Genomic DNA, 14,305 nt, shown 5'->3' on the forward strand with positions numbered 1-14,305 from the left:
CTCCTATTTAAAATATAAATCCCACCATATTTTAAATGATACAATATTCCATATTTTTGCTGCTAATTTAAAATCATTTTCTTTATTATTATAATAACTATCCAATAAAAGTTTTACGTATTCATAATTGAAAACACTATTTTTAAGTTCGTGTTCATTTAAATTTTCAAATATAAATGGTTTTAATTCCTTTTTTAACCACCAGAAAACAGGTAAAACGAATCCTTCTTTTTTTCTATTAATGATTTTATCAGGTAATATTCCTTTTAATGATTTTTTTAATATATCTTTTATGTTCCCATTCTTTATTTTTAAATTGCCCGGTAATGAAGCTACGTATTCAACTAATCTATAGTCTAAAAATGGAGATCTTACTTCTACAGAATGAGCCATAGAGAGAAAATCAACAAAAGCCAATACGTGATCAGGTAATAATGTTTTCCATTCTAATTCTAAAGCCCTATTTAAAGGATCTAAAGATTTTAAGTTTTCTACATCTTTTTTTAATAAATCAAAAGAATTGAATTTATCATATTCAAATACCCAGTTATTTAATAATCTTTTTTTCTCCTCGTCTTTAAATAATAATATTTCATATTTCCATTTTTCAAAATTTCCATTTGATTTTAAATATAAATTTTCTAAAAATTCTGTATTATTTTCAAAAGGTTTTAAATTTTTTTTGTCCTCATCTGATAATCGATATCCTGATTTTATTTTTTTATATATTCTCTCAAAATAATATAAAGGTTGAGATAGCCTTGGCGCTAAATAACTACCAAAAAGCTCATCTGCACCATCACCAGATAGAGCAACTTTAACATGCTTTGAAATCAATTTTGTTAGAAAAAATGTTGAAATTGCACCTGAAAAAGGGGCATCAAAACTTCTTAAAACATTTGGTAAATCATCTATTAGGTCTTGTGGAGACATAAAATATTCATACTGATCAGTATCCAAAATATTTGATATTTCTCGAGCAGCTATAATGTCTTGATTTTTATGTTCCAAAAAAGTAGTATATCCTAAAGAGAATGTTTTAATTTTAGAGTTAGAATACTTAGACATAATAGAAACTACAGAACTAGAATCTAATCCACCACTTAAATATGCTCCTATTGGAACATCACTAATCATTCTTTTCCTCACTGAGTCTTCTAAAAGATTTCTAATGTTATATGTGATTTCTTCTATATTATCATTGTTCGGTTTTAAAAAATCTATTTCCCAGTATTTAAATTGTTTTTTCTTTTTCTTTTCTACATCAAATATCAGAACTTCGCCAGGAAAAAGAGAATATATATTTTTGAAAGGTGTGAAAGGTGCAGGTATATTTTTAAATGTAAAATAATGATTAAGAGCTTCAAAATTTGGTTCCTTTTTATAATATGGATATTTTAAAATACCTTTTATTTCAGAAGAAAATATTATTTCATTATTAACAATAGAATAAAACAACGGTTTCTGTCCCATTCTATCTCTTATCAAAATTAAATCTTTCTTTTTTAAATCCCAAAGAGCAATAGCAAACATCCCATTAACTTTGTTTATAAAGCCTATACCATATTCCTCATACAAATGTACAATTGTTTCTGAATCAGAATGATCGGTATAAAATTTATGTCCTTTTTCCAATAACTCATTTCTTAACTCTTTAAAATTATATATTTCTCCATTCCATACCAACCATATGCTTTTTGTTTCATTATGAATAGGCTGTTTCCCACTTAAAACATCTATTATACTTAATCTACGGGAAGATAAATTTACATATTTATCCTGATAAAACCCTTCTTCATCTGGACCTCTATGGAATATTTCATCATTCATCCTTTTTAAAATTTCTTTACTTCCCTTACCGCTAAAACCTACTATTCCACACATATTATCCCTCTTTATTTAGCTTTTTCTTTCGATTCTCTTCTGCTATTTCAACTAATTTATAATAATTATAATTCCATGTTCTATACTTTCTATCAGTACAATTTTTACATAACGGTATTTCATCCATTCTACCTTCTAAATGTAATTTCCTTATTCTTTCAAATTCTTCACCATGCCATATTTCTCTTATACTTTTTTCATTTATATTTCCAAAATTCGTTTTAAACGCTATATCATACCCACACATAGCAACCTTACCAAGAGTATCAATATTCAACCTTTCAAATGGCCAAGGGCAAGGAGCCGTAGATGGTAAATATGGTGTAGGATCTGCTGATTTTGAAGGATCGCCCATTCCCCATGTCAAAAATTTTCTTAACTGAACATGATCAACCTTTTCTTTCCAAAAATCCAAAATTTCATCTGGATTTATTCCTTGTTGAACAATAGCACTCACTATAATCTTTGTTTTGCTTTTTAATTTATTTCTTAATTCTACCATTCTTTCAACATTTTTCACTAAATTTTCCCAATTTAAACCTACTCTAATCTTTTCATAACCTTCCTTTTTTGCAGCATCAACACTAAATTCAATCATATCTATGTTTGCTTCTATTAATCTTTTTGAATTTTCTTCATTAAATAACGAGCCATTTGTTATAAGTCCTATTTTTGCTCCTACTTTTTTTGCATATTCAATTAATTCTACCATTTTTGGGTGAAGCATTGGTTCCCCGCCTCCGGTCAATCGTATATATGCACCATATTTTCCACATTCATCTGCAATTTTTTTAAATAACTCTTCTTTTATATATAATCCATCTCTATAATTATCTCTTATAGTAGAAATGGTATATGGACAAGAAGGGCATTTAGCATTACACACATATGTTGTACTTACAACAACCATTAAAGGAAATTCCTTTGCTTCCGCCCGCATTTTATATTCTTTCGGAACATGCGTTAAAAAATCTGTATAAATTTTATAAGTTTTTTTCATATTATTTCACCTCCGGTTCTATATAAGAAGCGTAACTTGACTGCCAATCTTTACAATTTTTGCACAAATCGGGTAATTCTGCCCATCTTCTTTCTAAATGTTTTAATCTGAAATCTTTTAAAGTTGTATTCCAAACTTCTTTTATACTTTCTTTATTAATATCTCCAAATGTTACCTCACAATTTAAATCTACTGCACACATACATACTTTACCTTGATCAGAAATGTTTATTGTATTCATAGCCCAATTACATGGCAATCTAAACTCATAATCTTTCAAGTTTTTTGCTTCAACTTTTCCCGCCCAACTCACTTTAGGTCTTACTTTTACGGGAATATTATAGCTATTCCAAAATTTTATAAAATTTTTTAATTCTTTTTCATTTTCTGGCATTTCAACAAATTGTACAAATATTTTTTGATTTTTAGTTCCTATTTTGTCTAATAATTCTTTATATTTCAAAACTCCTTTCGCGACATTGTCTAATTTTCCTTTTACTCTAATTTTTTCATATGTATCTTCTTCAAACGCATCTATTCCAATATACATTACATCTAAGCCAGCTCTAATTAATCTCTCTGCCCATTTTTCATTCAATAAATTTCCATTCGAATTCAAAACCACATCTTTTAATCCTTTTCTTTTTGCATAACTTACTCTTTCATCCAAATCTTTTAACATTAAACCTTCACCAAAAAAAGTCATCCATATCCTTGCTTTTGGATTTTCTATAGCTATTTCATCTATAATTTTTTTATATAAATCCCATGACATTATTCCAGGTTTTCGAGACATATTTTTATGTGGGCACATAAAACATTTCAAATTACAATAAGAGATATTATCTATTAATATAACCGATGGAAAAAGATTATTTTCTTCGTCTTTTATTCGCTGAAGCAATATTCTTTTTAATTTTTCATCATCATAATAAATATCAAAATTTTTTTGCATTTTTTCCCTCCATTCAAATTCTATTTTGAAAAATATATTTTAAAGAATTTTCACCACAATTAAATATTACATCTAAAACTGTTACTTCATGAATAAACTTACCATATAATTGAGGATATTCAGGATAATTATAATTCATAAAATATATATCTATATTGTTTTGCTTGAATTTTTCAATATCTATATAATTTTTTGCCGCTGGTCCAGAAACATATATTTTTCCATTTAAATATTTAATGATATCTATCAACCTTTGGTTTTTATCTTGAGTTGATATATTTAATTCTGAGGATCTAATAAATTCTGTATTTATTTTTAAAATTTCTGAAATCTTTTTTGTTGTATATATATTCAACTCATTTAATTTTTTCCACTGATTTTTTATATAAAAATCTTCTATCAAAAATTCATATTTTTTAAAATAATTTGCTTTTGCATAATTTGCTAAAAATGAATAATAATGTTTCTTTGACCAATTAACTTTATCTGAAACCTCAACTTCAAAAATTTTTTGCTTTATACTATTAGACTTTAATGGAACCGTTAGCCACTGAGTACCATTTGATGTTTTTATTTTATTTCTGTTACGCCAATCATGTTTTGTATATTGAACATCATCTAAAAAAACAAAAACATCTACAAGATTAATCATGTCAAAAACACCTTTCCATGGCAAATAATTTGGTTGTAATATTGCAATCTTCATGATTCGTTTCCCGCCTTCTTCAGCAACTTTATAACATATTCCTCAAATTCTCTAACAAATGTTTTATATTCCAACTCTCTGTTTTCTATTTTTCTTTTAGATTGAACAAAATTTTTAAACTCTTCATCAAGAATAATTTTTTTTGCAAATTCATATAACCCCTCATAATCTCCTAATTTCGGAAAAATTTTAAGAGCATCTTTATAAAACATAATTGGTAAAGTATTTACTCTATTTTCTATATTTTTTTTGGTATAATCATAATCTTTAACAAAAGTTATTATTGGTAAATTGGCATAATAAGCTTCATTAAATGAAATTCCTCCACCATTTGGAGCAGAATTTATATAATAATTACAACTTTTTAAATATGCTCGCGCATTCAAATCCGCACCCAACAGAAGTATTTTTTTATTATTTATATATTCTTGTGGAATAAATTCTTTAAAATATCCCACATATCTTGGACCAAAAAATACAAATGTTATATTTTTCATATCATCTGACAATTTTTTCACTACATTCCAATAATTTTTATTATAGTATTTTACATCTCTTCCAATGGAGATAACAACTTTATTTTTTTGAGGTATATTATAATCTTTTTTTATATTCCTCTTTTTATTTATTAATTCTGTATTTACAGGAGGTAACTTAAGAAATATATTTTTCGTAAAAATATTTTTATCATTTAGTCCTGTATAAACAAAATCTATATTATTATCAAAATATGGTTCTATATCTTGGGTTATATGCCTCCCTATTAATTTCGAAATCTTTCTTAATAAAGGATATATCAATATACCATATGGCGCAAAATAAAAAGAATGATAAAAGGATATATCAGGGTTAACTTTTGAAATATATTCATAATATTGATTTATAACATCTTCCATATTATTCGAAGGTTTTGGAATAAAAAAATCTATATTATGTTTTTTTAATATGTTTTTTGCATATTCTGCGTTTCTAAAGCTATTTTCATCTAATAAACTTAAAATATGATATTCAATATTTTCATTTTGACTATTAATTATGCTCTCAAAAACAAATCTAAACAATATTTGAAAATAATCTAATCCATTTAAAACATATAAAAAATGTATTTTCCCATCCTTTTTCTTATTTTGAATAAAATATTTATTATAATATTTACTTAAATATTTTTCTCCCTCTTTTTCTAAATACTTAAATGGTTTGTCTGATAAATACTCAAATCTATTATAGCTATCAAATTTATAATATAAATTTCTCAAGAAATAATTAACTTTTTGTTTTAATTCAAGTTTCCCATTTATTAATAAATATTCTATAAATTCTATAAATTTTTTAATTTCTTTTTTTTCTATATAATAATTTAATATGTATTCATTATTTTTGAGATTATCTGGATTTTTATAAGCTAAATTTAACATACTATTTATATTATTTTTTTGTTTAGATAAAGAATATATAATTTTTTTAATTTTATTTATCATAATTTTAAAAGAATAATTTTGTTCAATAAATTTTCTATATTTAATAGAGTTATAATCATTATCCAATATTAAGTCAACAGCTTCATCAACCGTATTAAATATTAACTCATTAGGCCATTGATTTTTACTTCCAAAGTAATTATGTATAATTGGTTTTATACCTTTTGCCATTCCTTCCATAATATTATAAGGATGTCCTTCATGAATACTTGTAGAAAGAAGATAATTTTTATCTTTCCACCATTCATTTATATTATCTATCCAACCATAAAAAATAACATTATTTTCTAAATTCATTTCTTTAACCATATGTTTTAAATATATTTGATATCTTAATTCTTGAAAATCTCCGGCAATATGAAGTTTATATCTTTTGTCTTTTTTAACAAGTTTTTTAATTATTTGAAGCATCATTGGAGGATTCTTTTTATGAGAAATATGAGCAACCCAGGCAATATTATAGCCTTTTTTTCTTTTTGTAAATTGCAATTTGTCAACTTTTACACCATTCGGAATTATTTCAATATCTACTAAATTTTCTATATTAGGAATGTATGATTTTATTATATCTTTAATATGATCAGCAACTAATATTAAATTATCTATATTATTCCAATTTATTTTTATAGGATAATAAGCTAAAGATTCATAACTATGTAATCTTATAATTGCAGGCTTTTCTAATAATCCTTGATAATTGCTTCCTACTATTGCAACTTCATTTGCCCATTCTAACCAAACAATATCGGCCCAATCTATTGCATGATATATTTCTTCATTTTTAGTTACAATAAATTTTCTTACCCAATATTCATCAGATAAATTTTCGATTATATCATTAATGAAACTATCAAGTCCTTTAGCACAAATAAAGGATAATTTTGGTAATTTTTTTGCATTTTCAAGTTTGTTTTTAAAGCTATTGATTTTATTTTTAAAGTAAGATTCTGAACCTCGAGGAGCATTATTAAAAGCTTTTTCTAAAAAGGATATTGCTTTGTCAAAATGACCCTCGAATAGCCATAAATCTGACAACATATCATTTATAGCCCAATTATTTGGATCTTTTTCATAATATCTAATAGCGGTATCTTTTAATTTATTCCAATTTTTCTCATTATAATATATAGTGGATAAATTAAAAAGTGCATCCAAATTATTTGGATTTAATTTTAACACCTCTTTTAAAACTGATATAGCCTTATTAGTTTCTTTTATATTATAATAAGCTAAAGCAGCTATTATATAATCATTTTCCTCTTTGATTTTTTTATTGTTAAATTTTTCAATTACTCTTTCAAATTTACCTTCATCGAATAATTTTTTTAAGTCCATATAATTACCTCCGTATATAATCTTCATTCAATATTTCGACTCAAACAATTAAATTCCTTAATTCATTAATTAGTTTTACGAATTAATGAAAATGTGTTATAATTTAAGAGAAAACAATAATGGGGGTAAAATAGTGTTAAGTAAGGAATTAGTACATGAAATCATAGCCACTGTTTTAAAATATGGTGGAGATTTTGCAGAAGTATTTGTAGAAAAGAGATATACAAACTCATTTGAAATGAAAAATGGAGATTTAGAAAATGCAAGTTCGGGAAATTCCCTTGGTGTAGGTATAAGAGGATTTTTAAATACTCAAGCTGTATATGCATATACTAATGATTTAAGTAGAGAAAGCCTTTTAAATACTACTAAAAGAGTAGATGAAGTTCTTGCTAAAATTAAATAAAAAATTTAACTTTAAGTTTATCAATAATATTTTATAATTTTCCCTTTTTATAATAATCACAATATTCATTTATAGGACATTCTTCGCATTTAGGATTTCTTGCTTTACAAACATTTCGACCATGAAAAATTAACCAATGATGAGCTTTTCCCCATAATTCTTTTGGAATCACCTTCATTAAATCTTCTTCTGTACCTCTTACGTCTTTACTATTAGCAAGACCTATTCTGTTTGATACTCTAAAGACATGGGTATCAACAGCTATAGCATCTTTGCCAAAAGCCACGCTTAAAATAACATTTGCAGTTTTTCTTCCAACACCTGGTAATTTTATTAATTCTTCTCTTGTTTCAGGTATTTTTCCATTATAATTTTCTACAAGGATTTTAGTAGTTTTTATAATGTTTTTACTTTTAGTTTTGTATAATCCTACTCCTTTTATGTATTTTTCTAATTCTTCTGGTTCTAATTTTGCAAAATCTTCTGGTGTTTTATACTTTTCAAATAAAATAGGAGTTACTTTATTTACCTGATTATCAGTGGTTTGAGCAGAAAGCATAACAGCTATTAATAATTCAAAATTATTGTTGTATTTTAAGACGGTTTGAGGATTTGTATATGTTTTTGATAATATATCTAAGATTTTTTTTATTTCTTTTTTTGATTTTAATTTTTTCATTTGAGCCTCTTAAAATTTTATTCGACTGAGATTTAAAAAAGACCATAATAATAATCTTTTATTCTCACCATCAAAGTGTTTATTAATAGTATTAATTACAAAATCTTTATTGATATAGTTATATAATTCAATATTGTTTGGTTTATTTAAGAATTTTATTAGATAATCTTTACCTTTTGCTCTATACCAGGAAGCATCAGGAGAACTAAAACCTTGTTTTTTTCTTTCTATAATTTCATCAGGTATAAATTTTTTCATAACTTTTCTTAATATGTTTTTTCCCGTATTTGTTTCAAAATATTTATCTTTTTTCTTTATTTCATTTTCATCTATTTTTTGATATTCATTATAATTTTTTAATTTATATTCTATGGGTATTTTTATTGCAAAATCTACTAAATCATTATCTAAAAATGGAACTCTAGTTTCTAATGAGTGCGCCATACTTATTTTATCTTCCATAACTAACAGACCGTGCAAAAATGTTTTCAATTCAAAGTACAATGAGGCATTTATTAAGTCTTTATTATTCTTAATGGGAAAATCATATTCTTTAAAAACAGATTTAAAAGCTTCGTACGAGTTGTATTTTGGGATTTTATTTTTTATTTCATCAGAATATAGTAATTTTTTTTCGTTGTCTTTAACAAGTCTTTGCCAATAATTGTAATAGGAATTAATAAAATTATCTTTACTTTTATGCCCCAACGCATGGTAATATCTCCAAGGATAACCGGCAAATAATTCATCTCCGCCAGAACCACTCAATACAACTTTTACAAATTTAGAAGCAAGATTTGCAATATAATAATTGGAATATGACATTCCCAATCTTGGATAATCTAAATGATATACTAATTTATCAATAACTTCATATAAATCTCCTTCATGTAAAACAACTTCGTATTGTTCAGTTTTGTATGTATTTGATATCATTTCTGCATACTGTCGTTCGTCAAAACCTGCTTCAAAACCAGCAACAGAAGTCATATCATAACCACATGTAAAAGTTTTTAATCTCTTTAAACTTCTTGATGCTATAGCTACAATAGATCCAGAATCCATACCACCGCTTAAATATGATCCTACCGGAACATCACTTATTAATTGTCTTTTTACAGCTTGAACAAATAATTTTTCTAATTCCTCAATTGCTTCATTTTCTGAAACTTTTAATTCATCATCATGTAAATTAAAATCCCAATATTTATACTGTTCGAAAATTATTTCACTTTTTTCAGATTTAACAATGGCATAATGACCAGGTTTTAATATTTTTATACTTTCGTATAATGTTCTATCTGTAAAAATATTTTGAAATGACATATATTCGTCAAGAGCAAGTAAATCTATTTTTTTCTCAATAAAATTCCATTTGAATAAAGCTTTTATTTCTGATGCAAATAATAATTTTGCATTGTCTAATCTATAATATAATGGTTTAATTCCATATCTGTCTCTTGCTAAAAAAAGTATCTTATTGTTCTTGTCATAAATAGCAAAAGCAAACATACCATTTAATTTATTTAGTATGTTTATATTATATTCTGCAAACCCATTCAAAAGAACTTCTGTGTCAGTATTTGAATTAAAAACATATCCTTTTGTCTGTAACTCACTTCTTAATTCCAAATAATTGTAAATTTCCCCATTATAAGTAATAATATATCTCCCGTCATTCGAAATCATAGGTTGATGACCGTGAGAAGAAAGATCTAATATAGAAAGCCTTCTATGACCAAGTCCTATATTTTTATATGTATATATACCATAATCGTCAGGTCCTCTATGAATAATAGCATCGGTCATTCTCTTTATATCCTGGGGAGAAACAAAATTATTTTTATTAAGAAAAGCTCCGGCAATTCCGCACATATTATTCCCCCGATCGGTTTTATTATTCTTTTATTCCTATCTCAGGATCTAAATGACGTAAAATTTCTTCCCTATATTTAAGGAAATCTTTGTCCAAATAATTTCTTTCACCATCAATTTTAATTTTTGATTCAAAAATTATTTTTGATGGTCTTTTACTCATTACAATTACCCTATCGGCTAAATATACAGCTTCTATAACGCTATGCGTAACAAATACTACTGTTTTTTTGAAATCTTTTAATATATTTAATAGCTCTTGTTGCATTAATTTGCGAGTTTGAGCATCTAAAGCTCCAAATGGCTCATCCATAAGTAATATTTTGGGATTATAGGCTAAAGCTCTTGCTATTGCAACTCTTTGTTTCATACCACCCGACAATTTATGAGGATATTCATTTGCAAAATCTTTTAATCCCACTTTCTCAATATAATGTATTGCAATATTCCTTCGTTCTTTTTTAGATGCTGAAATTGACATTTCTACATTACCTAGCACTGTTTTCCATGGGAATAAAACATAATCTTGAAATACAAATCCTATATCCTTATTAGGTTTTTCAACAATTTTACCGTCTATTAAAACTTTTCCTTTAGAAGGTTTTTCGAAACCTGCAATTAAATTCAATAATGTGGATTTCCCACATCCTGAAGGGCCTAATATTACAAAAAATTCATTTTCTTTAATTTTAAGATTAATATTTTTAATTACTTCTAGATTATCAAAATTTTTAGAAACATTTTCAAATTCTATCATTAATTAGCCCCCATTTTTTCAAGGTATTTTCTTCAATATAATCAACAATGAGTTTGTTCAAAATAAATCCCAAAAATCCTATAATTAATAATATAATTAGCATTTTATATATATTATAAAAACTTTTTGAAGAAAATAATAATACACCTAAACCATTTTCACTTGCTCCCAACATCTCAGCTCCAATTAAAGCTCTCCAAGAATACGAAATTCCTAATTTCAACCCTACTAATATTTGATTAAAAGATGCTGGAATATAAATAAAAAATATTCTTTTAAAGGTTGAATATCCTAATATTTTTCCTAATTTTATATAGTTTATATTAACATTTTCTATTCCGTCTATAGTATTATATAAAATAGTAAAAAATGAACCTATAAAAATTGAAATAATTATTGTAATATCATTTATTCCAAAAAATATCAATAATATAGGAACCCAAGTTATTGTAGGAATTGACATTAAAAATAATATTAAAGGTTTAAAAGCCATTAGTAAATATTTATTTGTACTCAAAAGTGCCCCGATTAATATACCTAATATTATTGATAATAAAAAACCTATCGACATTCTATAAAGACTATATAATATATGTATAAAAATACTTTTATCATATATGTATAAAAGGAAAAAGGCAATAATAATTAAACTTATATATTTATATTTTTTCATATTTTCTTTTTAACCCCCACTTTACCACGGTTTTATTTTCAATAATTCTCACAAATAAAAAATCTATTAGTATATATATCAAACCACTTAAAAAAATACCTAGATACATAACATCGATGTTAAGTAATTCTCTTGCGTCAAAAGTAATATATCCTAATCCATAATTAGAAGCAGCAATCATTTCAACAGCAATTATTGTTCTCCAAGCTCTTGAAAATGACTCTCTAATAGCATTTATTAAATATATTCCGATGGCTGGTAAATAAATATTTTTTAGTTGTTCTTTTTTATTCAATTCAAGTAATTGAGATAATTTTAAATAATTATTGTCTATATTTTTTAAGCCCTGTAAGGTATTAAATACAGAAGGGAAAAAAGCAGCTATAGCTCCAACTATTATTATTGTGACATTACCAAATCCTGTAAAAATAATAAACAAAGGTGCCCAAGCAATTCCAGGAATAGACATTAAAAAATTAATTATGAATTTTAAAAAACTAAAAAATTTAAAATTATATATAATTATACCAAATAGAACACCTGACACATAGCCATATAATATAGAGAAAAATAATCTGTATAAAGAACTAAAAATATGTAAATATAATTCTTTTATTTTCAAACCACTTATTAAAATTTTTGTTGGATTTGAAAATAAAAATGGATTTATTATTTCATAATACGAAAACATTTGCCACAACAAAAATATTGTGGCAAATGTCATTAGAGGTAATATTATTTTTAAGATACTACTTTTTTTCATTTTTCTTTTCCTCATATAGTTTTTTTGCATCTTCTAAAATACTTTTATCAAAATAAAATTTTGGTATTTTATCAATTTTACCTTGTTCTTTTAAAAATATTGCGGTGTTTATTAATTCTTCCTCTAATTGTTTTTTATCAAATTCTATACTAAAATCAATTTTTTTAAATAAAATATTAAACGCTTCTTCTGATATATCTATTCCCATTTTTTTTGCTGCAAGGGATGCATATTTTGCAGCTTCCTCAGGGTGATTTTTAATCATATCGGCTTTTTCAAGCTGAGCAGCTAAAAATTTAACTAATAGATCTCTATGTTTTTCAGCAAATTTTTTTGTTGTATGTATTTGAACAGGAGTTAAAGCGTATTTTCCAAAATTCATCAATACTTTTCCAAATCCTTGTGCAACAGCTATTGAAGGCGTAGGTTCCCAAGCAGTAAATGCTTCAATTTTCCCGCTTTTAAGAGCTAACACCATATCTTCAACTTTCATATTAACCCATTCAAAATCTTCCCACTTTAAATCATTTCTACTCTCAAAAAATTTTCTTAAAACAAATTCTGCGCCTGTACCGAATCTTGTTGCAACTTTTTTACCTTTTAATTGACTCCAATCAGTATATTTAGAATCACTTCTCACTATAGTGCTATATCTATCTCCTCTTTGTATAACCCCTATAATCAAAGCTTTATCTCCAATAGTATTAAAAAGAGCTACTGTTTTAGAGTCTGAACCTACATTAACATCTATATTACCACTAATTAAAGCTAAAGAATTCTCTGTTCCAGAACTAAATAATTTATGATTAACAATTATTCCAAATTTAGAAAAAAAATCATATCCTTTTAATAAAAATTCACCAGGGTAATACTGTCCACCATATCTAATATCAACTTTAGAGAATCCAAAAATAGACATAAGGAGTAACAAAAGAATAATAAGAGATTTTCTCATAATAATCCCACCTCTTTCCAGTATTTTATTTTTTCTAAGAGTTTATTATTTTTTCCGACTAACCAAAATGATCTTTCAATCTCCTGATTTTCTAGTATATTAACTAAAGGTGGCTTTAATTTATAAATGTTTAGAAAGCCATATCCAAATCCATTTAATACGCTTTTTAGAGTAAAATTTTCATAACCTATTTCATATACAATATTTAATTTATTTATATTTATATTTTTTTCTTCAAGATATTTAAAAATGTATTCTCTCAATCCGCTACCTTTTTGGTGAATAATGAGCGGTATATCATAAATGTTTTTCAGTGAAAATTTTTCTATCTTTTTTAGACCAACTAAACCTATTTTTTCTTTAAATAAGGTTTTAAATTCTAAACCATCTTTTTCAAATTTATATCCTACGATACCAATATCATATTTATTGCTTTCAATTTTATCTATTATATTACTAGAACTATCTATATATATATAAGGTATATAATTTTCTTTTTTTAAATGAATAGTCAAATTGAAAATAAATTCTTCATTTATTCCACTTGATATTCCAATATATAATGAATTCCCATATTTTGAAATTCTTTCGATTTTATTTTTACTATTTAAAATATCCTTAAAATATGGGATAATTCTTTGAGCATCTTTTGTTATAGAAATAACACCTTTATTATTTCTATTAAGTAATTTAATGCCAACATTTTCTTCTAATCGTTTTATTCTTTTTGATATTGATGATTGTGACATATTATAATGCGCAGCAACATCAGAAAAATTTTTTATTATTATTAGATCTAAAAAAATTTCAATATCCTGTATATTCATATAATATCACCT

13 protein-coding genes are annotated in these 14,305 nt (G+C 25.3%); 1 reads left to right on the forward strand and 12 read right to left on the reverse strand.

What is annotated here, in order from left to right; translation table 11 throughout:
• Positions 1–3: 3 nt before the first annotated feature.
• The 5 genes from asnB (ACZ5CK_RS01110) to ACZ5CK_RS01130 are packed head-to-tail and all read right to left on the reverse strand — an operon-like array spanning position 4 to position 7,358.
• Complete coding sequence (gene asnB, locus ACZ5CK_RS01110) at positions 4–1,884, reverse strand: asparagine synthase (glutamine-hydrolyzing) (RefSeq protein ID WP_464582072.1); 1,881 nt, start codon at positions 1,882–1,884, stop codon at positions 4–6.
• 1 nt (position 1,885) lies between these two features.
• The gene (locus tag ACZ5CK_RS01115) at positions 1,886–2,884 is read right to left on the reverse strand and encodes a radical SAM/SPASM domain-containing protein (protein ID WP_464582073.1); all 999 of its coding nucleotides are present in this window, start codon (positions 2,882–2,884) and stop codon (positions 1,886–1,888) included.
• A gap of 1 nt (position 2,885) precedes the next feature.
• Entirely contained in the window at positions 2,886–3,839 is a 954-nt protein-coding gene (locus ACZ5CK_RS01120) for a radical SAM/SPASM domain-containing protein (protein ID WP_464582074.1), read from the reverse strand.
• 13 nt (positions 3,840–3,852) lie between these two features.
• On the reverse strand, positions 3,853–4,545 hold the full coding sequence (locus tag ACZ5CK_RS01125; protein WP_464582075.1) for a WbqC family protein: 693 nt from the start codon (positions 4,543–4,545) through the stop codon (positions 3,853–3,855).
• The gene (locus tag ACZ5CK_RS01130) at positions 4,542–7,358 is read right to left on the reverse strand and encodes a glycosyltransferase (RefSeq protein WP_464582076.1); all 2,817 of its coding nucleotides are present in this window, start codon (positions 7,356–7,358) and stop codon (positions 4,542–4,544) included. The genes ACZ5CK_RS01125 and ACZ5CK_RS01130 overlap by 4 nt, the downstream gene beginning before the upstream one ends.
• A gap of 133 nt (positions 7,359–7,491) precedes the next feature.
• On the opposite strand from ACZ5CK_RS01130, the gene ACZ5CK_RS01135 reads away from it, so the two are divergent.
• Positions 7,492–7,764 carry a PmbA/TldA family metallopeptidase gene (locus tag ACZ5CK_RS01135; RefSeq protein WP_464582077.1) on the forward strand — a complete coding sequence of 91 codons (273 nt, stop codon included), beginning with the start codon at positions 7,492–7,494 and terminating at the stop codon, positions 7,762–7,764.
• A gap of 31 nt (positions 7,765–7,795) precedes the next feature.
• Here ACZ5CK_RS01135 and nth read toward each other — a convergent pair whose 3' ends face one another.
• The 7 genes from nth to ACZ5CK_RS01170 are packed head-to-tail and all read right to left on the reverse strand — an operon-like array spanning position 7,796 to position 14,293.
• Positions 7,796–8,443, reverse strand: coding sequence for an endonuclease III (nth, locus tag ACZ5CK_RS01140; RefSeq protein ID WP_464582078.1), 648 nt, complete (start codon positions 8,441–8,443; stop codon positions 7,796–7,798).
• 9 nt (positions 8,444–8,452) lie between these two features.
• Positions 8,453–10,318, reverse strand: coding sequence for an asparagine synthase (glutamine-hydrolyzing) (gene asnB, locus ACZ5CK_RS01145; RefSeq protein ID WP_464582079.1), 1,866 nt, complete (start codon positions 10,316–10,318; stop codon positions 8,453–8,455).
• 22 nt (positions 10,319–10,340) lie between these two features.
• The gene (locus tag ACZ5CK_RS01150) at positions 10,341–11,075 is read right to left on the reverse strand and encodes an ABC transporter ATP-binding protein (RefSeq protein ID WP_464582080.1); all 735 of its coding nucleotides are present in this window, start codon (positions 11,073–11,075) and stop codon (positions 10,341–10,343) included.
• On the reverse strand, positions 11,062–11,748 hold the full coding sequence (locus tag ACZ5CK_RS01155; protein WP_464582081.1) for an ABC transporter permease: 687 nt from the start codon (positions 11,746–11,748) through the stop codon (positions 11,062–11,064). The genes ACZ5CK_RS01150 and ACZ5CK_RS01155 overlap by 14 nt, the downstream gene beginning before the upstream one ends.
• Positions 11,735–12,511 carry an ABC transporter permease gene (locus ACZ5CK_RS01160; protein WP_464582082.1) on the reverse strand — a complete coding sequence of 259 codons (777 nt, stop codon included), beginning with the start codon at positions 12,509–12,511 and terminating at the stop codon, positions 11,735–11,737. The genes ACZ5CK_RS01155 and ACZ5CK_RS01160 overlap by 14 nt, the downstream gene beginning before the upstream one ends.
• Positions 12,498–13,466, reverse strand: coding sequence for an ABC transporter substrate-binding protein (locus tag ACZ5CK_RS01165; RefSeq protein ID WP_464582083.1), 969 nt, complete (start codon positions 13,464–13,466; stop codon positions 12,498–12,500). The genes ACZ5CK_RS01160 and ACZ5CK_RS01165 overlap by 14 nt, the downstream gene beginning before the upstream one ends.
• The gene (locus tag ACZ5CK_RS01170) at positions 13,463–14,293 is read right to left on the reverse strand and encodes a LysR family transcriptional regulator (protein WP_464582084.1); all 831 of its coding nucleotides are present in this window, start codon (positions 14,291–14,293) and stop codon (positions 13,463–13,465) included. The genes ACZ5CK_RS01165 and ACZ5CK_RS01170 overlap by 4 nt, the downstream gene beginning before the upstream one ends.
• Between the last annotated feature and the right edge of the window lie 12 nt (positions 14,294–14,305).

This window comes from Marinitoga okinawensis (assembly GCF_055387075.1).